22 protein-coding genes and 1 pseudogene are annotated in these 21,357 nt (G+C 69.3%); 13 read left to right on the plus strand and 10 right to left on the minus strand.

Translation table 11 applies throughout. From position 1 onward, the window contains the following. The first annotated feature begins 42 nt into the window (after positions 1-42). The 3 genes from ACWD1U_RS31165 (at position 43) to ACWD1U_RS31175 (ending at position 1,612) form a co-directional block, all read left to right on the plus strand. On the plus strand, positions 43-801 hold the full coding sequence (locus ACWD1U_RS31165; RefSeq protein WP_451112570.1) for a trypsin-like serine protease: 759 nt from the start codon (positions 43-45) through the stop codon (positions 799-801). A gap of 332 nt (positions 802-1,133) precedes the next feature. Continuing rightward, positions 1,134-1,445 (plus strand): SCO4225 family membrane protein, encoded by a 312-nt coding sequence (locus ACWD1U_RS31170; protein ID WP_451112572.1) that lies wholly within the window; start codon positions 1,134-1,136, stop codon positions 1,443-1,445. Then, on the plus strand, positions 1,433-1,612 hold the full coding sequence (locus tag ACWD1U_RS31175; RefSeq protein ID WP_451112574.1) for a hypothetical protein: 180 nt from the start codon (positions 1,433-1,435) through the stop codon (positions 1,610-1,612). Before ACWD1U_RS31170 ends, ACWD1U_RS31175 begins: the two co-directional genes overlap by 13 nt. Before the next feature lie 148 nt (positions 1,613-1,760). Here ACWD1U_RS31175 and ACWD1U_RS31180 read toward each other — a convergent pair whose 3' ends face one another. Genes ACWD1U_RS31180 through ACWD1U_RS31190 form a run of 3 tightly spaced genes read right to left on the minus strand, consistent with a single transcriptional unit; the run spans position 1,761 to position 3,472 of the window. Further along, positions 1,761-2,288, minus strand: coding sequence for a dihydrofolate reductase family protein (locus ACWD1U_RS31180; RefSeq protein ID WP_451112575.1), 528 nt, complete (start codon positions 2,286-2,288; stop codon positions 1,761-1,763). Next, entirely contained in the window at positions 2,285-2,866 is a 582-nt protein-coding gene (locus tag ACWD1U_RS31185) for a TetR/AcrR family transcriptional regulator (protein WP_451112577.1), read from the minus strand. The genes ACWD1U_RS31180 and ACWD1U_RS31185 overlap by 4 nt, the downstream gene beginning before the upstream one ends. A 54-nt stretch (positions 2,867-2,920) precedes the next feature. Beyond that, positions 2,921-3,472 carry a trypco2 family protein gene (locus ACWD1U_RS31190; RefSeq protein ID WP_451112579.1) on the minus strand — a complete coding sequence of 184 codons (552 nt, stop codon included), beginning with the start codon at positions 3,470-3,472 and terminating at the stop codon, positions 2,921-2,923. Between the two features lie 153 nt (positions 3,473-3,625). On the opposite strand from ACWD1U_RS31190, the gene ACWD1U_RS31195 reads away from it, so the two are divergent. Beyond that, positions 3,626-5,689: a discoidin domain-containing protein gene (locus tag ACWD1U_RS31195; protein ID WP_451112581.1), complete on the plus strand. Its 2,064-nt coding sequence runs from the start codon at positions 3,626-3,628 to the stop codon at positions 5,687-5,689. Positions 5,690-5,807: 118 nt separating this feature from the next. After that, positions 5,808-6,209: a hypothetical protein gene (locus ACWD1U_RS31200; RefSeq protein ID WP_451112583.1), complete on the plus strand. Its 402-nt coding sequence runs from the start codon at positions 5,808-5,810 to the stop codon at positions 6,207-6,209. Positions 6,210-6,281: 72 nt separating this feature from the next. On the opposite strand, the gene ACWD1U_RS31205 is transcribed toward ACWD1U_RS31200, so the two are convergent. Both ACWD1U_RS31205 and ACWD1U_RS31210 read right to left on the minus strand, forming a co-directional pair. Continuing rightward, complete coding sequence (locus ACWD1U_RS31205) at positions 6,282-6,500, minus strand: hypothetical protein (protein WP_451112584.1); 219 nt, start codon at positions 6,498-6,500, stop codon at positions 6,282-6,284. 36 nt (positions 6,501-6,536) lie between these two features. Beyond that, positions 6,537-7,016, minus strand: coding sequence for a hypothetical protein (locus ACWD1U_RS31210; RefSeq protein ID WP_451112585.1), 480 nt, complete (start codon positions 7,014-7,016; stop codon positions 6,537-6,539). Positions 7,017-7,120: 104 nt separating this feature from the next. Between ACWD1U_RS31210 and ACWD1U_RS31215 the strand changes: the two genes are divergently transcribed. From ACWD1U_RS31215 to ACWD1U_RS31225, 3 genes are all read left to right on the plus strand, one after another. After that, positions 7,121-7,267: a hypothetical protein gene (locus ACWD1U_RS31215; protein WP_451112587.1), complete on the plus strand. Its 147-nt coding sequence runs from the start codon at positions 7,121-7,123 to the stop codon at positions 7,265-7,267. 99 nt (positions 7,268-7,366) lie between these two features. Next, positions 7,367-8,215 (plus strand): endonuclease/exonuclease/phosphatase family protein, encoded by an 849-nt coding sequence (locus tag ACWD1U_RS31220; protein ID WP_451112589.1) that lies wholly within the window; start codon positions 7,367-7,369, stop codon positions 8,213-8,215. Positions 8,216-8,274: 59 nt separating this feature from the next. Beyond that, the gene (locus tag ACWD1U_RS31225) at positions 8,275-8,892 is read left to right on the plus strand and encodes a TOPRIM nucleotidyl transferase/hydrolase domain-containing protein (RefSeq protein ID WP_451112590.1); all 618 of its coding nucleotides are present in this window, start codon (positions 8,275-8,277) and stop codon (positions 8,890-8,892) included. 82 nt (positions 8,893-8,974) lie between these two features. Here ACWD1U_RS31225 and ACWD1U_RS31230 read toward each other — a convergent pair whose 3' ends face one another. After that, complete coding sequence (locus ACWD1U_RS31230) at positions 8,975-9,904, minus strand: NAD(P)-dependent oxidoreductase (RefSeq protein WP_451112591.1); 930 nt, start codon at positions 9,902-9,904, stop codon at positions 8,975-8,977. Between the two features lie 145 nt (positions 9,905-10,049). Here ACWD1U_RS31230 and ACWD1U_RS31235 point away from each other — a divergent pair, with 145 nt between their 5' ends. Next, positions 10,050-10,673, plus strand: coding sequence for a TetR/AcrR family transcriptional regulator (locus ACWD1U_RS31235; protein WP_451112592.1), 624 nt, complete (start codon positions 10,050-10,052; stop codon positions 10,671-10,673). A 370-nt stretch (positions 10,674-11,043) separates the two neighbouring features. On the opposite strand, the gene ACWD1U_RS31240 is transcribed toward ACWD1U_RS31235, so the two are convergent. Both ACWD1U_RS31240 and ACWD1U_RS31245 read right to left on the minus strand, forming a co-directional pair. After that, positions 11,044-11,382, minus strand: a complete 339-nt coding sequence (locus ACWD1U_RS31240; protein WP_451112594.1) for a DUF6233 domain-containing protein — start codon at positions 11,380-11,382, stop codon at positions 11,044-11,046. A gap of 29 nt (positions 11,383-11,411) precedes the next feature. After that, positions 11,412-11,549, minus strand: coding sequence for a hypothetical protein (locus tag ACWD1U_RS31245; protein ID WP_451112596.1), 138 nt, complete (start codon positions 11,547-11,549; stop codon positions 11,412-11,414). 720 nt (positions 11,550-12,269) lie between these two features. On the opposite strand from ACWD1U_RS31245, the gene ACWD1U_RS31250 reads away from it, so the two are divergent. After that, positions 12,270-13,349: an enoyl-CoA hydratase/isomerase family protein gene (locus ACWD1U_RS31250; protein WP_451112597.1), complete on the plus strand. Its 1,080-nt coding sequence runs from the start codon at positions 12,270-12,272 to the stop codon at positions 13,347-13,349. Positions 13,350-13,502: 153 nt separating this feature from the next. Here ACWD1U_RS31250 and ACWD1U_RS31255 read toward each other — a convergent pair whose 3' ends face one another. Both ACWD1U_RS31255 and rph read right to left on the minus strand, forming a co-directional pair. Further along, positions 13,503-14,543, minus strand: coding sequence for a vWA domain-containing protein (locus ACWD1U_RS31255; RefSeq protein WP_451112598.1), 1,041 nt, complete (start codon positions 14,541-14,543; stop codon positions 13,503-13,505). Between the two features lie 616 nt (positions 14,544-15,159). Next, entirely contained in the window at positions 15,160-17,757 is a 2,598-nt protein-coding gene (gene rph / locus ACWD1U_RS31260; protein ID WP_451112599.1) for a rifamycin-inactivating phosphotransferase, read from the minus strand. An 864-nt stretch (positions 17,758-18,621) separates the two neighbouring features. On the opposite strand from rph, the gene ACWD1U_RS31265 reads away from it, so the two are divergent. The 3 genes and pseudogenes from ACWD1U_RS31265 to ACWD1U_RS31275 form a co-directional block, all read left to right on the plus strand. Beyond that, on the plus strand, positions 18,622-18,768 hold the full coding sequence (locus ACWD1U_RS31265; RefSeq protein WP_451112601.1) for a hypothetical protein: 147 nt from the start codon (positions 18,622-18,624) through the stop codon (positions 18,766-18,768). Next, positions 18,768-20,036, plus strand: a complete 1,269-nt coding sequence (locus ACWD1U_RS31270) for a PP2C family protein-serine/threonine phosphatase (protein ID WP_451112638.1) — start codon at positions 18,768-18,770, stop codon at positions 20,034-20,036. The genes ACWD1U_RS31265 and ACWD1U_RS31270 overlap by 1 nt, the downstream gene beginning before the upstream one ends. A gap of 68 nt (positions 20,037-20,104) precedes the next feature. After that, a pseudogene (locus ACWD1U_RS31275) lies at positions 20,105-21,229 on the plus strand (DoxX family protein); the annotation flags it as partial. Positions 21,230-21,357: the final 128 nt, after the last annotated feature.

Raw genomic sequence — 21,357 nt, forward strand, 5'->3', positions numbered from 1 at the left:
CGGTCACCGCCCTGGCGGCGGGGCTGTCCGCCACGCCCGCCGGTGCCGCCCCGTCCACCGCTGCCGCCGCGGGCAGCTACAACATCAGCGCTGTTCGCCGTCACCGTCGCGACCTGTGCGCTGCTCGCGGGGCCCGCGGCGCCGCGGGCCGAGGCCATCATCGGCGGCGCCGAGGCAGGTCAGCAGCGGGGAGCCGCACAGGTATGGCTCGGCCCCGACGGCAACGCCGACTCCGGCAAGAAGTACATCTGCACGGCCGGCGTGATCCACCGCGAGTGGCTCATCACGGCCAAGCACTGCCTCGTCAACCACGACCGCCCATCGGCGAACCCCCTCTGGAGACGGGCCGGGGACCGCGCCCTCGGCAAGGGCGAGCGGCGCCAGGTCGTGGAGTACGAGCTCGCCGGTGCCAACGACCTGGCACTGCTCCGCGTCTCCTCGCCGTTCCCCTCCTCGGTGAAGGTCAACTCCATCAGCTCTCGCGGGGTGACCCCCTCCATCGGCTCGAACGTGGCCGTATCGGGCTGGGGTTATCCGAGCTACGCCGATCAGCACCCCTCTCGCAAGCTGAAGGTTGCCTCCATGCGCGTGCAGCGGCTGGACGACGGCTCCCCGAGTTACCTCTTCGCCGCCGAGTCCGACGGACACAACCTGGAGGGCGACTCCGGCGGCCCGGTCGTGCTCGGTACCCGGCAGATCGGCGTCACCGCCAAGTACAACCCCCTCATCGGCGAAGCGAGCATCGTCCCCCTAGGCATCCCGGAGATCCGCGACTGGATCACCCGGCACACCGGGGTCTGACCGCGGAAGAAGCACGGTGAGACAGGCGGCCCGGAGTCCCATGAGGGTGGCCCCGGGCCGTCGGCCATCGGTGAGTCGCTGTGCCGTGTGCCTGGTCGGAGCGGGGCCCACGGCCCTCAGACGCGCAACCCGCCGAGCCGGCCCTCCAGTTGGCCGAGCAACGCGCCAAGCAGCCCGAACCGCTCGTGCCGCTGCGCCGTAGAGCCGTGGGGAGGCTCTCGGTCCTGTACGGCGCCGTGAGAAGGCCACCCGAGTAGTGCGCCGCGTGAACCGGCCGCGCGCGCCTCCGTCCACAGGAACCACGAGATCGACCGAATCCTTCGGGGGACATCATGAAGGGCGACACGCCTCACCGGCCCGCCGGCGCACGCCCCATGGCGGCCGGAAACCTGCTGCGTCGGCTGTACCTGGCGGTCTGCGCCGCCGTTCTCGTCTGGGCCATGGCGGACCAGGTGGCGATCGAGCACGCGGACGCCAGCTTCTCCGCCGTCTGGCCACTGCTGCTGACCGCGCCCGCCAGCCTCGTGTGGCTCGTGCTGCCGGGCGAGCCGCTGGGCACCTACGTTGCGGCCGTCGTACTGGGCGCGGTCGCCACCACCTGGCCGCACAGCGCGCCGCGCACCTGGCGCGCATGCGCGAGCTGACCGCGGTCAAGACCAGCCCGGGCGCATCGGTCGGCGAGATGCTCGCCGCGGATCTTGTGATCGCCCATCTCGACGCCGACGTGCGATGGATGCAGAAAGCGCTCGAGTACGTCCACGACCTGCGCCTGGAGGTGCAGCCACGCCATGACCTCGCCGACGCCATGTGAAACCGGCGGCCGGGGGCGACTGACTCATTCCGCGGCCCGGCCTTCTCCTGGCTGCTGGGTGCAGCGGGCGCCGACCTCGTCGCCGCCCGCTGCACCCTGACCGTCCCGTTCCTCGCCCTGCGTCACCGGCCTGCCCGGTCATGCGCCGCTACTTCTGCACGGTGTAACGCAGTTGCGCGAAGCCGCCGATGTCGGTGGCCGAGTCCAGGCGCAGCGGGACGTCCTCGGTCAGGTCACCGAAGAGACGGTGACCGGCGCCGATGAGGACCGGGGCGACGCTGATGATGAACGCATCGACGAGTCCGGCGCGTATAAAGCTCTGGATGAGGCGTCCACCGTCGGGGTAGACATGCTTGATCCCGCGCTTGTCGAGGTCGGCGACGAGGCTGTCTATGTCGCGGTAGACGGTGATGCGGGGGTCGGCGTCCCCGGGAAGAGTGGTACTCAGGACGCCGACGTGGCGGTCGCCGTAGTGCCAGTTCTCCTCGCCGAAACCGATGAGCCTGTCGTAGGTGTTGCGACCCATGATCACGGCGTCAACCGAGCCGAGGAACTCGAAGTAACCCATGTCGCCGGCCCTCTCGCCGCGCGAGGTCAGCCATTCGATGTCGTCGTCGGGACGGGCGATGTAGCCGTCGAGGCTGGTACCGATGAAGACAGTGGCAGAGAAGGTCACGGGATGCTCCTGAGCAGGTGGTCAAGGTCGTCGTGGAGAAGAGCGACGGGATCGCCGTCGCCGGTGAGGGCCCACCGCAGCAGGGAGCCGTCGGTGGTGATCTGGACGGCGCGCGCCAGGCGCGGCACGTCCGTGCCGGACGGGAGCTCGCCTCTCGCGACGGCGTCGGCAAGCAGCTCGCGCAGTGCCGCATCGACCGCGCGGGTGTGTTCGGCGGCATGAACGCGGAACTCCGGATCGGAGAGGTCGAGCTGGAGCATGCCGAGGTGATTGGCCATTTCCTCGGGGGTGGACATGTGACCGGCGAACTCGCCGGCGGCGGCGTGCAACGCCGCCAGGGGTGAGTCATGCGCGGCCCGAGCCCTCCGGTATGGCGCGGCAGCATCAGCGGCGGCGTCCGCGGCGAATGCCAGCAGCAGGCCCCGTTTGGACCCGAAGCGCTGCGACAGCGTCGCCGGGGAGACTCCCGCCTCGGCACCGACGTGCGCCAGGGTGAGCTTGCCAGGGCCGTGGGCCCCGATGGCGCGCGCGGTGGCGGCGAGGATCTCGGTGTCACTGGTGGCGCGTGGTCGTGGCATGAAGTCCTCCTCTCGCGATCGACTCTAGCACGTCAATAAATGGTGGTTCATTTATTATCTCGAAGAGTGGTCTGCCTGTTTCATGTGTGGTCGCTCCTGAAACACCACGCCGCTCGGCGGTTCACCTGCGGCGATCATGTTTGCTGTCCACCTGCGCTGCCCGGCCGGGTCGCCCCGCCGGACTGGCAAGGGCGAGGCCGCTATGACGGCGAGTACGTGATCACCCGCTCCTGGCCGGTGCCTGAGCAAGGACACCGGGGCCGACAAGTCGCGGCGCAGCAGTGGCCCGAGGGTCGGTCGGCGGGGCGCGGCATCGTCGTCCCGAGCCTCCTCCCGCGGGATCCGGATCGAAGGCCCTTGCCCTCCCGCGGGAGGAGATCGGAACGTCGTTTTCGCCCTCGGGCGCACCGTGATCCGCTGACTGCCGGTCGATCCCCGTTCGTTGCGCCCGTCCGCCGACACCACCCGTGCCCTCACGCCGCCGCTCGCGAAGCCGATCCGACGTGGTTCGACCGCGAACTCGAATCGCACCGATTTCCTTACTTCCGAGCGCGCTCGGGCCAAACCCGACGGACCACAATTTGACTCCCTGTCAGTAACTGACACATCCAGGCGTCTTGACTCGTCGAGTCGTTGTGGTCATCCTCGTCGCACCTTGGGTGTGGTCATGACAATCGGATTGGCTGCCCGGGCTCTTCCCGACCCCGGGCGGACCGACGTGTCGGCTGCGCCTTCCCGCTGACCGAGGGACGTGGGGTTGTGACCCGTACCGAGCGCCCGTACCGCCGACGCAGGCACGTCACTGCCACGTCACTCCTCCTGCTCGTGCTGGCCGTCGTGCTGGGCCCCGCACCGAGTTCGGCGGCGGGCCCCGACTGGTGGACTCCGATCGCACGGCCGCAGCCGGACTCCCAGGTCAACATCACGGGCGAGCCCTTCACCGGCACCGACGCCAAGGGCGAGGTGCGCGGCTTCGTCGACGCGCACGACCACATCTTCGCCAACGAAGCCTTCGGCGGACGCCTGATCTGCGGGAAGCCGTTCTCCGGGCAGGGCATCGCCGAAGCGCTCAAGGACTGCCCCGAGCACTACCCGGACGGCTCGCTCGCGATCTTCGACTTCATCACCAAGGGGGGCGACGGCAAGCACGACCCCGTCGGCTGGCCCACCTTCAAGGACTGGCCGGCCCATGACTCCCTGACGCACCAGCAGAACTACTACGCCTGGGTGGAGCGGGCCTGGCGCGGCGGCCAGCGGGTGCTCGTCAACGACCTGGTCACCAACGGCGTGATCTGCTCCGTGTACTTCTTCAAGGAGCGCGGCTGCGACGAGATGACGTCCATCCGGCTCCAGGCCAAGCTGACGTACGACATGCAGTCCTACATCGACACGATGTACGGCGGTCCGGGCAAGGGCTTCTTCCGCATCGTCACCGACAGCGCGCAGGCCCGTGCGGTCATCGAGCAGGGCAAACTGGCGGTCGTCCTCGGCGTCGAGACCTCCGAGCCGTTCGGCTGCAAGCAGGTCCTCGACATCGCGCAGTGCAGCAGGGCGGACATCGACAAGGGCCTGGACGAGCTTCACTCGCTGGGCGTACGCAGCATGTTCCTGTGCCACAAGTTCGACAACGCCCTGTGCGGCGTCCGCTTCGACTCGGGCACGCTGGGAACGGCCATCAACGTCGGCCAGTTCCTGTCGACCGGCACCTTCTGGAAGACGGAGCAGTGCACCGGACCCCAGCACGACAACCCCATCGGCAATGCGGCGGCGGCCGAAGCCGAGAAGAAACTCCCGGCAGGTGTGGAGGTCCCCACCTACAACGCTGACGCCCAGTGCAACGTCCGCGGACTCACCGACCTCGGCGAGTACGCCGTGCGCGGCATGATGCAGCGCGGAATGATGCTCGAGATCGACCACATGAGCGTCAAGGCCACCGGCCGGGTCCTCGACATCTTCGAGGGCGCCTCCTACCCCGGCGTGCTCTCCTCGCACAGCTGGATGGACATGGAATGGACCGAACGGGTCTACGGCCTCGGCGGCTTCATCGCGCAGTACATGCACGGCTCCGAGGGCTTCATAGCGGAGGCGAAGCGCACCGAGGCGCTGCGCGACAAGTACGGCGTGGGCTACGGCTACGGCACCGACATGAACGGCATCGGCGGCTGGCCGGCCCCGCGCGGAGCGGACGCCCCCAACAAGGTCACCTATCCCTTCAGGAGCGTCGACGGCGGCTCCGTCATCGACCGGCAGACCACCGGCGAGCGCACCTGGGACGTGAACACCGACGGCGGCGCCCACTACGGTCTCGTCCCGGACTGGATCGAGGACATCCGCAGGGGCGGCGGCCAGGACGTGGTGGACGACCTTTTCCGAGGAGCCGAGTCCTACCTCGACACCTGGGCCGCCTCCGAACACCACGAACCCAAGGCCGATCTCGCGAAAAGCTCCACCACATCGGCCAGTTCCTCGGAATGGAGCCTGTTCACGAACCACAAGCCGCACCGGGCCGTCGACGGCGACAGCGGTACCCGCTGGGCGAGTGACTGGAGCGACAACCAGTGGTACCGACTCGACCTGGGCTCACCGCAGTCTGTCCGGCGGGTCACCCTCGACTGGGAACGCGCATACGGCAAGTCGTACCGCATCGAGCTCTCCGCCGACGGGGAGAACTGGCACTCCGTCTGGTCCACTGCAGCGGGCGACGGCGGCCTGGACACCGCAACCTTCACGTCGACACCGGCCAGGTACGTACGGATCCAGGGGCTTCAGCGCGGCACCGGCTGGGGCTACTCCCTCTATGAAGTCGGCGTCCACGGCGACTGAGGCACACGAGAGTGGCAAGCGCCCGGCTGCTACCCGCCGAGTGGCGTCCACACGTGGCACCCCCAGGGCAAGCCAACGCACTTGACCTCAATCGTGGTTGAGGCGTCAAGGTGAAGTCATGACCACTTCAGGCAACGCGGTTCTTCTCTTCCGTAACACCATGCGCATCACCAACGGCCACCTGGAGAGCTTCAGCAACGCCATCGCCCAGGCGGTGGCGTTCGCGGAGCAGCACGGGCCGCAGCTGATGGTGCATACGTTCGTGGACGAGGGGCGGATGCTCGCGCACAGCTTCCAGCTGTATCAGGACTCCGACGCGGTCCGCACGCACTGGAAGCTGGCGGATCCGTACATCCAGGAGGTGATGAAGCACTGCCGGGTGGAGCGCTTCGAGGTGTTCGGGGAGCCGGACGCCGAGCTTGCGGCAGGGCTGCGCTCCGCGCTCGGCGAGCAGCTCGATCCGACGTTCCTCCCGCGCCTCGCCGGCTTCACCCGTTTCGCCATGACGCACGAAGCCTGAATGTTGTCGTCCATGGGCTCCATCCACTCCGGAGGCGCGCCCGCCGGGTGACGACCGAGAACCTGTAGGAGGTCACCGCTTGGAGAGAAAACTCTCGTCGGGCTGAGGCTTCGTGAGGAGTCGTCGCACGTCCCGCACGAGCGCGTACACAGCGCAGAGGAAGAACACAGCTCCAGCCCCGATCCAGAGCCCTGACAGCCCGGAGCGGTACTCACGAACGGCCCCGACGAGCAACAACGTGCTGACGAGGACACCGAAAACCGAGATCAGAGCGCTGACGCGATTTGCCACATGCACATCATCACCGACGACCTCAGCCGGCGGGCGTCATTGATACGAATCGGCCTGCCCACTGCGGAGGCTCGGCGGCTGCCGGCGTCGGCGAGGAATGCCCGCGGCATCCAGGTACTGGTGCATGACCTCCGTAGGGAGGCTCGGGTTGCGCAGGGCTCGGGAGGAAGTTTCCGGGTCCTCGCAGCTCTTGAGGATGAGGTCGACCGGCAGTGCGGGGTGCGCGGCTGCCATGGCACGTACTTGTTCGTCGGGATCGGCGAGCAACCGGACCACGATGTCGACCGGCGCTTGCGTGTCGAGTCCCACCAGCCGTCTCTTCTCGGGATCAGGGCCGTCCGCGAACCGGCCGGCGTCGGCGCGTGGAAAGTTCGGGCGGCCGAGCAGACCGCCTCTGGTGATGACCTTGCAGTCCAGGTAGGTCCGCAGCACGACCTCGCCGTCGACGGCCGGCTGGTTTTCGGGGTGCGGAGGATCAACGCCGGTGATCACTGCCACGCGGAGGGGTGCCGGCACGCGTGCGTAGCCTCCGGATCCCGGTCGGCCCGCAACCGCATCGGTCAGACGATTGTCCCGACTGCGCCATTGCCCGGTGACAAGGCTGGTGCGGGGCAGAGGAGGTGACGGCACGGGTTCTGCTCGGGATGCTCGCACTGGTCGCGGGCAGCGCCTTCATCGTGCCGGCCTGGGGCTGCGGCGGTGTGGACGGGTGGGAGTGGGACCGGGCGGACGCCAGGCTCTCGCCGCGGTACAGGCCAGGACTGTGACCAGCATGGTCGATTCCAGGCGGCCCGCGTCGGCGACCCCATCCCATAACCTCGTGCGGGGAGACGTCGGATGCCATGTGTATTTAGGCTGAGGAGGCGATGGTGCTCGGAAGGGACACGCGGTTGCTCGCGGGGGCCATGGTTGTGCTCTGCATCGTGCTCGTCGGTCCCAGTGCGCCGAGCGGTGCCCTCTTCGGCAGGTCCTCGCCCGTCGAAGCCGTCAGGGATGTCGTACCGAACCGGGTCATGACCTGGAACATCTGCAATCCCTGCGAGGTGAGCAACGTCGACCGGGCAGTGGAGATCGCCACGTATGCTCCCCAGGTCATCGGCCTGCAGGAAGCGTGCGTGCGTGACGTCGAGAGGATCCGGGACCATCTGGAGAACCTGCACGGGTTGGTGTACCACGTCGAGTACGGGACGGTTCTTCGGAGTTGGGGCCGCTGCGGGGGAGTGCCGTGGAGCTCGGGGGGTTTCGGCCAGGCGATCCTGTCGGCGGCACCGATGACAGACGTCGTCAACGTGGAGTACCCCGACGGCGGATCCGAAGACCGCGGGTACATGGCAGTCACCACCACCGTCGGCGGCCGCGAGGTGCGGGTTTTCAACACGCATCTCGCCCAACGGCGTCAAGAGGCAGTCCGAGCAGGCCAGATCGGCGTACTCGCGGCAGAGGTCGCCCGGCACGACCGCGCGATCGCTCTCGGCGATTTCAACGCCGTGCCGGAAGCCCCGGAACTCACCGGGATGTGGGCGTCGGCCGCGGACACAGACCCCCAGTGCCACCCTGCGCCCACCGGCACCTGCCGGCCCACCACCGACTGGCAGAGCAAGTTCGACTACATCTTCCTGCGAGGGATCGACCCGCTTCAGCACCGGGTGCATCCCACCCCGTCCTCGGACCACCACCTGGTGCACGCCGACCTGGAACCGGCCGCTCACGGCTGATCGACGCACCGGCGGAAATCCTCTCGCGCCCTCACCGTGAACTGCCCGAGACTCGCCTCATGAGTGACATCGGGGCGTTCCGGGACGCGGTCACCGCGTGGGCGGCGGGTGGCTCCGGCGGCCCGGCGCACGAACTGGCCGAGCGACTGCCCGTCGGAGCCGTCGTCCTGCTCGAAGGGCGCAGTGACCTGGCTGCGGTCGACGCGCTGGCAGCCGGTCGCGGCAGGAACCTGGCGGCCGAAGGGATCTGCGTCCTGTCGATCGGCGGTGCGATGAGCATCGGGCGCTACGCCCGACTCCTCGGTTCACCCGGCCTGGGCCTCCGTCTCACGGGACTGTGCGACGAGGCGGAGCGTGGCTACTACGCCCGCGGCTTCGAACAGGCCGGTGCGGCGCAGCAGGACTTCTTCGTCTGCGCGGCGGACCTGGAGGACGAGCTCATCCGCGCGTTGGGCGTGACACGCGTGGCGGAACTCGTCCGGGAGGAAGGCGACCTGCGTGCCCTGCAGACCTTCCTGCGCCAGCCCGCCCAGCAGGGCCGCACCCCGCAACAGCAGTTCAGGCGCTTCCTCGGAACGAAGAAGGGCCGCAAGATCCACTACGGCCGGGTCCTCGTCGAGGCCCTCGACCCCGACCGTGTTCCAGCCCCACTCCAGGACCTGCTCTCCATCCTCTGACCGCACTCGACGTTCGGCCGCCGTCTGGAATCGACGGATCTCAATGGGCTGTATCACTCGCCGGAACAGCCCGCATGACTCGTCAGGAACCGGTCGCCCCGTCAAACGGTCCTGTCGACGATGGTTCCCCCGGTGCAGGAGCGCCGGCGGTCCGGGCCTCCAGGGCATGCAGTACGGCCACCATGTCCTCGCCACCATGGCCCCGCCGGACGGTCTCGTCGTAGAGGGCGTGGCAGACGTCGAGGAGCGGGGACGCGAGGTCCGCCTTGCGAGCGGCCTCGGCGATCAGGCGGTTGTTCTTGAGGACGTCCGCGGCGGCTGCCTGGACCGAGAAGTCGCGGCCCAGCAGTTTCGGCGCCTTGACCCGGGAGACGGCACTGGCCATGGGACCTGCGTCCAGAACGTCCCGGAAGAGATGGTGGTCGAGCCCGTGCCGGTCGGCGAAGTGGAACGCCTCGGCGAGCCCCGTGACCACAGTGATCAGAAACAGATTCACGGAGAACTTCAGCAGCAGCGCCCCCGGGACGGTCCCGCACACGAACGTCTCCCGGCACATGGGGGCGAGCAGCGGCCGTACGGCCGCCACGGCGTCCTCGTCACCCGCCAGCATCCCCACCAGTTCGCCCCGCTCGGCAGGGACGCGGCTTCCGGAGACCGGGGCTTCGACGTAACGCCCGCCCGCGGCTCGGACGTCGCCCTGGAGGCCGCACGAGTACTCGGCCGAGGTCGTGCCCATATGGACGACTGTGTGGCCGGCGACCCGGGTGGCGAAGTCCGGGGTGCAGCGCCCCAGGACCGCGTCCACGGCCGTCTCGTCGGCCAGCATCAGAAACACGGTGTCCGCCTGCTGGAAGACTCCGGCGGCGCTCGCCGCGACCTCGGCGCCGGCGGCGTGCAGCGGTTCGCATCGCCCGGGGGTGCGGTTCCAGACCACGAGTCGCGTCCCTGCGCGGGTGAGGTTCAGTGCCATGGGCTGCCCCATGACCCCTAGACCGACGAAACCGACGTACATCGCGCACCGCCTTTTCCGGCTCGTGCGAAGGCCGAGCCACCGTGGTCACCTCGACTATGACAACGGTCATAGTAGGGGTGGTCATGACGGCCGTCATAGGGTGGACTCGGATGAACCACGTGTAACAGAGTGATGGAGGTCGCCGATGACGAAGGCCGAACGGGGACCGCGCGAGCGGATGGTCTTCAGCGCGGCCCAGCTCATCCGGCGCGGCGGAGTGGTTTCCACCGGCATGCGCGAAGTCGCCGTCGACGCCGCCGCGCCGCGCGGCTCGCTCCAGCACTACTTTCCCGGCGGCAAGACGCAATTGGTCGACGAGGCGGTGGGGTGGGCAGGCCGTTACGCGGCGGGCCGTGTCGCGCGATTCCTGCACCTGCTGCCCGAGCCGACGCCCAGCGGGCTGTTCGCCGCGATGGTGCGTCAGTGGACCGACGAGTACGAGGTTGCCGACTTCGCGGGTGGCTGCCCGGTGGCGGCCGCCACGGTGGACTGCGCGGAGTCGGTCCCCTCCACGCGGCAGGCCGCGTCCGCCGCATTCGCCGCCTGGACCGGCGCCGTCGCCCAGGCTCTGACTGGGATGGGCGTGCCCGAGGAACGGGCCGGGGGGCTCGCCACGCTCATGATCAGCAGCCTCGAGGGGGCGATCCTTCTCGCCCGGGCCGAGCGGGACGTCCGGGCCCTGACGACCGTGGTCCGGGAACTCGGCCCTGTCCTCGACGCGGCCGTGAGGAAGGGGGCGGCTGAGACTGGGGAAGCCTCCGGGCCATGACCGCCCGAACAGTGGCACCCAGTCGGACGACGCGTGCGCGCCCGGCGGTTTCACGGTATGCGGTGAGTGCGGAGGCCGAATCCCCGTAGCGTGAAGGAGACCGACGGGGGGAGCCGCGGCGCTCGGGTCGCGGTGCGCGCCTACTCGGGCCAGACGGGACTTCGCTTCGTCCCGCGAGCACCCGCCGGCGAGGGGCCGGGGTCCATCGGCCGTCTCGGCCGCGGTGCGGGACCCGGAACCCGCTCGCCGCGGCGAGGCGGCTGGACGAGTACCTGCCCTGACCGCAGGCGCTGCTCAAGTCCGGTATCAGGCGGGCCCCTCTCGATCTCGCCCTTCGAGCCGGTCCTGCTTGACGGCTGAGCCGCCGGGCCTAACCGTCCAGGTAGCCCAGTGCGCTGTCCGGCCGGCATTGCGGGCACGCCATGACGCCCTCGGCGAGCGCGCGCAGCGCCCGGTCCCGCTCGACGCCGCGGCTCCGCTTGCCCGCGTTCCAGCAGTCGCCGACATGGACGTAGATCGGGGCGCTGTCCCGATCGAGGCCGCGCTCGATCAGCCAGTCCGGCGTCGGCGGCCTGGCCTCGACGCCACGCTGCCGCTCAGCTTCCCGTAGCTCCGCCGCCGCGACAGCCCGCCGGACCTCGTCGAGAAGGAGCACGAGGAAGGTCTCCAGCGTGCGCAAACGGAGCAGGTCGGGCGGAAGGTCGGTCACGTGTTCGATTCTAGGGGTGGCCGCCGGGATCACAACACGCGGGTCCGCCTGCTGCCCTGCAGCCGCCGGGCCTCCTGGCGCCCGTAACCGACCTCCAGGGGCCGCCGTACGGGTTCCGGGTCGACGCGCTCCACGTCCCCGGACGCCGGCACGGCGCCGAACGGCACATCCCGGCCCCTTCATCACCTCACCGACCAGGTGGGTGCCGTTCTTGCGCAGCGGCACCACCAGGACGTGCGGCTCTCCTGCCGTCATCGTCTCGCTCACCGTCGGCCTCGCCCGCTCCGTCATGCGCCCAGCGGCCCGCCGAGCCCGGTGCCGTGATCGGTGTCGGCGGCCGAGCTGGTCGGCGCCCTTCTCGCACAGCAGGCGCACATCGTGTGCCAGCCGCTGCACCGGTCCGGCGTCGGGGTCCACCGGCTTCACGTCGTCCCATCGGGCGGTACCTTTTCAACCTGCAAACACACCAGTGACCGGCGCTCAACCTGCGTTTCGGCCGTCGAGCTGAGGCAATTCCGGCCCATTCCGCGGACGGGGCACCGACACGGACGTGCCGCTGGTGGCGCGCCTGCGGAGGGCCGCGTAGGACCAGGGCCGAGCGGCGTGGGCACGCCTGGGCGGATGGGGACGGCGCTCTTTCGCGCAGGGGACGAAATCGACGCCCATGACCTCGAGACAGGCGCCGAGCGCCGTCATCGACCTCCTGGTGCTCACCGCGCAGGCGAGCCCGGGAGCGGTGACACGCATCCCGAAGGCACCGTATGGTCCGCGGTGGCGAGGCGTTCGTCGCCGGCAGCGGCGGCGGACGAGGTGTCCTCCACCGGAGTGGGAAGGAATCGACGAGACATGCGCGTCATGGTGGCCCACGGCCTGGGGGAGGCGTTCCGATGAGCGGAGCGGAGGAACCCGTCCTCTTTCACACCACCGGGCGCGCCGCCCGCATCACGCTCAACCGGCCGTCGGCTCTCAACGCCCTCACACACGCCATGGTCCGCCGTCTCGACGAGGCGCTCACCGCGTGGGAGCGGGACCCGGCCGTGGAGGCCGTCGTCATCACCGGCGCGGGGGAGCGCGGCCTGTGCGCGGGCGGTGACATCCGCGCCATCCACAACGACGCCCGCGACGGCGACGGCACGGCCTCCGCGGCGTTCTGGCGTGACGAGTACCGCCTCAACGCCCGCATCGCCCGTTACCCCAAGCCCTACGTCGCCGTGATGGACGGCATCGTGATGGGCGGCGGTGTCGGTGTCTCCGCGCACGGCAGCGTCCGCGTCGTCACCGAGCGGTCCCGGGTCGCCATGCCGGAGACCGGCATCGGCTTCGTGCCGGACGTGGGCGGCACCTACCTGCTCGCCCTGGCCCCCGGCGAGTTGGGTACCCACCTGGCCCTGACGGGCGCTCAGACCGGCGCCGCCGACGCGCTGCTGTGCGGGCTCGCCGACCACTACGTGCCGTCGGCCTCGCTGCGGGATCTCCTCGGCGCCTTGGCCGAGATGCCCGTAGAGGAGGCCCTGGCCGGTCATGTGCGGACAGCTCCGCCAGGCGTCCTGGCCGCCCAGCGCGACTGGATCGACGCCTGTTACGCCGCCGACAGCGTCGAGGAGATCGTGCGTCGGCTGCTCGCGCACGGCGACCCCGCGGCCAAGGAGGCAGCGGAGACCTTGCTGGCCAAGTCGCCGACCTCTCTCAAGGTCACCCTCGCCTCCCTGCGCCGGGCCCGGAGGCTCGGCCCGCTGGAGCGAGTCCTGGACCAGGAGTACCGCGTCTCCTGCGCCGCCTTGGCCACACCCGACCTGGTGGAGGGGATCCGCGCCCAGGTCGTCGACAAGGACCGCAGGCCGCGCTGGTCGCCGAGGACCCTGGCCGAGGTCACCGACGCCGACGTCGAGCGCTTCTTCACTCCGCTCGGCGAGCGCGAACTCGGTCTCGCGGACGGTTCCGGCGCCTCCAGGGCAGGCGCCCGGTGAGGGCGGCCGGCTCCGGGGGCACCGCGGGTGCTCGGCATTTTGCACCAGTCGCTACCCACGGGCCCCGCCGGGTCGGAACACGCTGCCCGGATGCAGGTCCAGGTGCAGCCTCCGGTCATCATCCACCCCGGAGACCCACCGACTTGACTGCGGTCAGAGCATGAGCAGCAGCCGCGTGTGGGGTACGAGTTTCCGGTTGACGCTGGTGCTCTGCACGAAGATGGTGAAGTGGTCGTTGTGGTCCGGCTTGACGCGGACTTCCGTGTTCGGCAGGCCGAGAAGGGCTCGGGCTTCGGGTCCCGTGTACACGCGGTCCGTCTTCTTCTCCAGTACCGCGATCTGCTTTTGCGGCTGGATCTTCTCCGACTTGCTCAGCTGGTAGAAGGCCCCACCGGTACGGTAGGCGTGCCCGCATTCGATGACCCAGTCCCGGATCGCCGCGCTGCGAGCCACCGGGATCAGCTGATATTTCGACGGGTCGACCGGGGTGAGGCCCGCTGCCTTGATGGTGTCTTTGTTCACCGTGTCCGCGCCGGTGGAGAACACCGCCCGCGATCCCCGGATTCCTTGGGTGCGGCCCACCATGAAATTCTCGGTGGCCTGCCTGATGACCTGTCCGGCCTCCTCCAGACCCTGTGTGCTCGTGGCGTCCCATATCGCGATGTTGTCCTTGGGGAAACCGCACTGCATGGCCTCGCGTTTGCCCATCTGGTCGGGCACCAGGACGGCCAGCGTCCAGTTGTCCGGCTGCGTCTCGATCATCTCGGCCACGGCCTGGACCAGTTCACGTGGATTCCTGACGGGGGCATCCTGACAGCGATGGCTCGCGTTCTCCTGCCCGTCGGTCAGGACGAACGTCAAGAAACTGTGGTCGCCGTACAATTGGGCTGTCTGCGCCAGCTCCCGCTGAGACTTCAGTGCGGCTGCGAGCAGGGCCGTCATTCCACCAGTCCGGTACATCTGCTTCAGCGACGGCATGCGCAGCACGTCTTTGTCGTAGATGACGCACTCCACCTTGTCCGCGAAGACGTACACCGTGACGCGGGTTTCCTGGTCCAGCTCCTTCGAACGGCGGGCAAGATAGGCGATCTGCTGGTCGGCGACTTCCACGACCTTGCGGCTCAGGTGCGACATGGACGAACTGGCATCCAGCACAAGAGCAACGTGATTGATGTAATTCTGACTTCCGGACATCACAGCTCCCCCTCGTTCCGGCTTGTTGTTCCAACCTTCTCACCCACCACTGACAATCGGTCTTGGCTGCGGCGCCGACGAGGCCCGGTGCTGCCTGCATGGCCGTCCGCGCATGGGCGGTGACCACACAACCGTTGCCGTCTGAGCCGTTCGGTCCGTCGGGAGCCACAGCCCAGCGGCGGAGCGCCCCGCATCGCTCGCCGCACCCGTGGCCCCGTTCAGGGCAGGCATGGGCAGCACGACGCTGTGAGGCGGCTTCGGGTGCACTGACCCCAGGGCTGTGGGTGCGGGGAACGACAGGTGCGTGCGGGTGGCGAGGGGGCGCACCCCACCCGGCGGCCCAGGCCCGGCGGGTGAGGCGTGGGACCGGCATGTCGGGGTATGCGCTTGCCGCTGGACGGGAAGGGCTGCAACACCTGGGGAGGTCGAAGCGGCCCTTCCCCATGTCCTGTCCACCGTCTGCCTGCTGCGGCCCCTGATGGTCCGGATCTGCCGGACCGCCCCCGTGGCGCTGTGCGCGCCGACGAGCCCGAAGCAGGGCCATGTGGCGCGGGCCCGAGCAGAAGCGCAGCCGGACAAGGGGCTGTCTCATGTCACGAGCGGGCGGTGTGGTCGGTCAGGCCAGGATCTCGACGTACCCGTCGGTCCCGTTCACGCGGATCCGCTGTCCGTCCCGGATCAGCCCGGTGGCCTGCTGAATGCCCACGACGGCCGGCAAGCCGTACTCCCGGGCGATCACTGCGCCGTGGGTCATCAAGCCGCCCACCTCCGTCACCAGGCCCGCGATTCCGACGAACAGCGGCGACCAGCTGGGGTCCGTGAAGGTCGTGACCAGGATGTCGCCCGCCTCAAGATCGGCCTCCGCCATGTCAAGGATGACTCGGGCCCTCCCCTCGATGGTCCCGGCGGAAACCGCGAGCCCGACCAGGGCACCGGCAGGCACGTCGTCGCGCCGGTACGCCCCGGTGACGGCCTCGCCGTCCGAGGTGAGGACGCGGGGCGGTGTGAGCGCGTGGTACGACCGGAACGCGTCCTTGCGCCCCTGGACGAGCCGGTCATCCACCTGGTTCGAGCGCACGGCGTGGTGGAACTCCTGGAACGTGAGGTAGAAGACGTCCTCCCTCTCCGAAAGCACGTTGGCCTGCACGAGGCGCTCGGCCTCCTCCAGCAGAGCCTGCTTGTAGATGAAGTAGCGGCTGACGATGGCGTACTTCGGGTACTCCCGGTACCCGATGAAGGTTCGGACCCGATCGATCATCCGCTTGGCCTCGTCGGCTTTCCGGCCCCCGTCCGGCAGCATCCGCAAGCGTGACAGCACGTCCTGTTCCTTCTTCTGTGCCTTCTGCCGGCCCTGCTCGAAGCGCCGCTCGGCGGCGCCCGGCTCGAAGTTTTTGACGTTGTCGAGGATCGCGGGCACGAGCGTCGTGGGCCGCTCGCGCCAACGCGGCCTCGTGATGTCGATCTCGCCGACGCAGCGCATGCCGTACCGATCGAGGTAGGCCTCAATGGCGTCGCGCGCTTCGGCCCCGCCCGCGAGCTTCGCCAGCTCGTCAAGGAAGCCTTCGTCCTCGACGTTCTGAAGGAACGCCACCACCTCCGGCCGCGCACGGATCACGTCCGCGACATCGAGCAGCGCCAGTCCCATCTCCGACGTGATGTTGCCGGGGGCGGACAGGGTGAGGGTGTCAGCCGCGTTCTTCTCGCCCAGCCACTCCCGCAGTTTGTCGTTGAGCCACCACGTGGCCTCCATCCCCGCCATGATCGCCTGAAGGCTCAGCGGATCACCGAGGGCCCGCTTGTGCTCCTCGAAGGCCTCCGACAGGAAGTCGAACAGCGCCGGTCCGGTCTTCGTCCGGATGCCGCGCTCCAGGGCCGCGACGGACGCCCGGCTGCGCTCGATCAGCTCGGTCACGATGGCCGGATCGGTCTCGATCGGGGCGGGCGCGCCGGCGGTCTTCGGCCCGACGGGGTCCGCGTCCGGGAGCGACGGGACGAAATCGCCGCGGTCCAGGACGGTCTCCAGTGCGTTCCTGACCAGCGGATCGCCTTTCCCCATGACGTCCAGGAGGCCGGCGCGGCTCGAGGGCGACGCCAGGCGCCGGGTGACGTCGACGAACAGCCTCCCGCCGGCTGCGTGCATCGGCACCATGGCCGTCAGCTGCCACATGGAGAGCCCCAGGGGCTTCATGGGGTCGGTCATCATCTGCTGGTGACCGACGGAGACGTAGACGTGGTTCTCCTGGTCACCGGTCTCGGGGATGGGGAACAGCGTCGTGATCGGCCGGCTCTGAACGATCTGGAACGCATCATCGGCCAGGCACCATTCGATGTCCTGCGGGCGGCCGAAGTGCGCTTCGATCCGCCGCCCGAGCTGCTCGAGCCGCACGACCTGTGCGTCCGTCAGCGCCGGCTGTTCCCGACGCCGCGGGTCGATCGCCACTTCCCGCGTACCGCCGGCAGGCAGGGCGTGAACGGCACGCTGTTTGGCGGCGACCGCCTTGGCGACGACTTCGCCCTGCCGCACCTTGAAGACGTCCGGGTTCACCAGGCCGGAGACCAGCGCCTCGCCGAGGCCGAAGCCGGCCTCCACGGTGGCGACCTTCCGGTTGCCCGTCACGGGGTCGGCCGTGAACAGGATGCCGGCCGCGCGCGGGAAGACCATCTGCTGCACGACCACGGCCATGTGGACCGTACGGTGGTCGACGCCGTTGCGCTGACGGTAGATCACGGCCCGCTCGGTGAACAGCGAGGCCCAGCACCGGCTGACGTGCCGGAGGACCGCCTCGGGCCCCACGACGTTCAGGTACGTGTCCTGCTGGCCGGCGAAGGAGGCCGTCGGCAGGTCCTCTGCCGTCGCGCTGGATCGGACGGCGCAGGCGGCTTGCTCGCCGAGCTGGGCGAGCGCACCCGTGATCGCCGCCGCGAGATCGTCCGGGACGGCGATCCCTTCGATGGTCCGACGAATCTGCGCACTGAGCGTGCCGATCGCCTCCCGGTCGTCCGGATTCAGGCACGACAGCCGAGCGAGCAGATCGCCGATCGACGGCGCTTCCGCCATGATCCGGCGGAAGGCATCCGTCGTCACGCAAAAGCCACCCGGCACGCGGATGCCATCGATCCGCGAGAGCCCGCCCAGGTGCGCGCCCTTACCGCCGACGAGCGAGACCTGGCTCTGGTCAACCTCTTGAAGATCCAACACGTACTGCGCGATCACCGCGGTACCCCCGAGGCGGTCGTGTCCCGTTGCACGGCAGGGGCCGATCGAATCACCGGTGCCTCCAGCGCTGTCGAACCTCTTGTCATGCACGTCCTCGTCTCCGGCTGCGCTCCCTCCGGCGAGTCGGCCGGCCGCTGCGCCCGGTCCGGCGGCGCGTACCCCCGCACATCCGCGCCGCGCATCCGATACCGCACTGCCGGGCCCACCACTGGTTCGACGTCACCGTCTCCCCCGTACGTCGACAACAGCACACGCACGTCGCCCCCTCATTTCCGCAGGTTGTGGCATCGGCCGATGATTCTGCGCCGTGACCCGGGCCTTGCGGCAAGCCCCCCGGTGCGCTATAGCTTGAGAGTGGCAGGGAGAGAGATCTCCTTGCCTTTTGCTTTCTGCCGTCCGAATGGAACCGGCAAGCCGCTCGCGAGCGTTCGCCCCGGTGGCCTCGAACGACCTGGCTGCCGATGACCGCGACCGCGCCGCAGACGAAGGCCGTCGAGCGCGTGGGACGTGCGACAGCGAACTCCTTGGCGGTGGCCATGGCCGGCAACCTCGCTGGTAGCGGCGTCTGCCCGCTTGGCACCTCCCCGCCCTCGGGCACACCGGACGGACAGCGACATCCTGGGCCGTGAAGCCGTCCGGCGTGTACGGCATCTCGTCTGTGGAACCCGGGGTCGCGTCCGGGGCGGCCGGACTCCAGGAGCGCAAGGGCGACGAGTCTCGCCAAGGCGGCCGGTCTGTATCTCCGACACGCGATCACCGGACTCGACACGGGGGGACGGCAAGGGACCCGGACGGACTCGGGCCGGCGCAGGTCAGCCTCGTCACCGGGATGGCCGGGGAGCTGTCTGCGAGGATGGCGGCATGGAGGTGCGGCGCAGCATTCATGTGACGGTGACCGGACGGGACAGCGGGCCGGTAGCGATGCGGGCGAACGTGTTCGAGTGTGACCGCTGCCGGTACAGCGTCGCCCCGGACGAGAACACCGCGCTCGCGGGGGCTGCCGGATGATGTGCGAGGCCGGCGACGGAGAAGGAGCCGGGGGCCCGGACAAGGACCGGGGGCCGGTGGATGAGCAGGCCCAGTTCTCCGCCTTGCTGGAGGACAGCGCCGAGGACCTGTACGAGCACGCGCCCTGCGGCTATCTGTCCACCCTCCTGGACGGCCGGATCGTGAAGATCAACACCACCCTGCTGGGCTGGCTCGGCTACGAACGCGGTGAGCTGGTGGGCCGCAAGTACTTCTCCGACCTGCTCGCCGTCGGCGGCCGCCTTTACCACGAGACCCACTTCGCCCCGCTGCTCATGATGCAGGGCGAGGTCAACGGCATCGCTCTCGAACTGAAGGCGGCCGATGGTTCCCGCCTGCCGGTCATGGTCAGCTCGACGGTGAGAACCGGCAGCGACGGGCAACCGCTGCTGATCCGCAGCACTGTCTTCGACGCCCGCGACCGACGCGCCTACGAAGTCGAGCTGCTGCGCGCCCGCAAACAGGCCGACGAGGAACGCGACCGCCTCCAGCGCCTGGCCACCACCTTGCAGCAGACCCTGCTGCCGCCGACGCTGGCGAACGTCCCCGGCCTGGACGTCGCCGCGCACTACCACATCGCCTCCGTCGATGAGGTCGGCGGCGACTTCTACGACCTGTTTCCCCTGGCCGCCGGCACCTGGGGGCTGTTCCTGGGTGACGTATGCGGAAAGGGCGCCGCCGCGGCGGCCATCACCTCCCTGGCCCGCTACACCTTGCGTGCCGCCGCCGTCTACGACCCCGACCCGGTTGCCGTCCTCGACAACCTCAACACGGTCTTGAACCACGAGTACAGCGGCATCGACCCGCGGTTCTGCACCGTCGTCTTCGGTCTGCTCACCCCTGAGCACGACCAGGGCGGCTTCCGTATCACTCTGGCCAGCGGCGGGCACCCTCCGGCCCTGCTGATGCGCGCCGACGGCACCGCCGACTACCTGCCCACCCCCGGCGGACAGCTCATCGGTGTCCTGCCCGACGCCCACATCGCCACCGCAACCGTTCGCCTGGCCCCCGGCGACACGCTGCTGCTGCACACCGACGGCCTCACCGAAGCCCACACCGTCGGCGGCGGCCAGGACCGCTACGGCGACGACGCACTCCTCGACTTCTGCCGCGATCTCGCCCCCACCACCGCCTCGGCCACCATCGGCGCGGTCCGCGACCTGCTCGACGCCTTCGGCACGGGCGTCGACGACGACACCGCCGTCCTGGCCATCCACGTCCCCCGAGCGACCGGTGAAGAGCAGCAGTGACCAAGCACCTGACCTCCGCACCCGGAGCCGGTCTCCCGCAGACCTGGCTCCCGTGACTCGCCGCGCTCAAGCTCGCAGGAGCCGCCGGCCTCCTACTCGGGCTCACGGGTGTCACGGTCATCGGTGTCGCCGCCGCCGCGGGACTCGTCATGTTCTTCATCGGCGCGGTCGCCGCACACATCCGTGCCGGCGTCTACCACAACAGAGAAATCCTGGGCCTGTGCCGACCGTTCCCTGCGATGCTGGTCGCCGGGTCCGGGTTGGCGCGCCGAACGATGTTCGCGAAGGCATCGGGTGCGTCGCTGCTGCCTCCGGACGCGTATGTGTACGCGACAACCAGGGAGGACCGAATGGAGCCGCGGGAACTCCGCCGCGCAGTTGAGGCAGGACGGGCGACCGCTTCGGAGCTGGGCCTTGAGGTCGACGATGTGGTCGTCATCCACAACTCGGATCGCGTCGCGCTGCGCCTGGTCCCTTGCGGGGTTCTGGCTCGAGTCGCGCCTTTGGGGCATCTGGCTGAGTCCGAGTTCGAAGTCGAGGTTGCTCGCCGTCTCGCCGCCGTCGACGCTCCGGTGGCCGAGCTCGAGCCTCGGGTCGCCCCCCGAGTCCATGTGCGTGACGCCTTCGCCATCTCGCTCTGGACCTACTACGAACCAGCGGAATCAGAGATCGCGCCGGCCGACTACGCAGACGTGTTCCTTCGGCACCATGCCGCCCTGCGCCAGATCGATCTGGATGCACCGCATTTCACGGATCGAGTCGCCGCGGCACTCAGAGAGGTGAACGACCGCGAGCAGTCTCCCGAGCTGTCCGATTCCGACCGGGAACTTCTCAGCGACACACTCAGTGGACAGAGCGCCGCGATCACCATCGACAAAGCCAGCGCCCAGCTGTTGCACGGCGAGCCTCATCCGGGCAACCTCCTCAACACGAGGAGAGGGCCGCTTTTCGTAGACCTTGCCACGTGCTGCCGTGGGCCGATCGAGTTCGACCTCGCCCATGCGCCCGAAGAAGTGGGACAGCACTATGCGGGGGCCGACCACGCCCTGATTCGTCGGTGCCGCGCCCTGAACTGGGCGATGTTCTCAGCATGGCGCTGGCGCCGAGACGACCAGATGCCTGACCGGGCCCACTGGAGAGAGGCGGGGCTGAACCAGGTTCGTGCTGCACTCGATCGCTGCGGACGGGGCTGAACTCGAGACACAGGGCCTGCTGGGTCCCGATCCGCTGCGCCCTGTGCGGCATCCAGGCACGGTGCAGCAGTCGGACTCGGCCGGCGCGGAGGTAGTGGCCCGGCTGCGGGCTCTCGGCGCGACCGACC

The organism is Streptomyces sp. NPDC002788 (assembly GCF_053592115.1).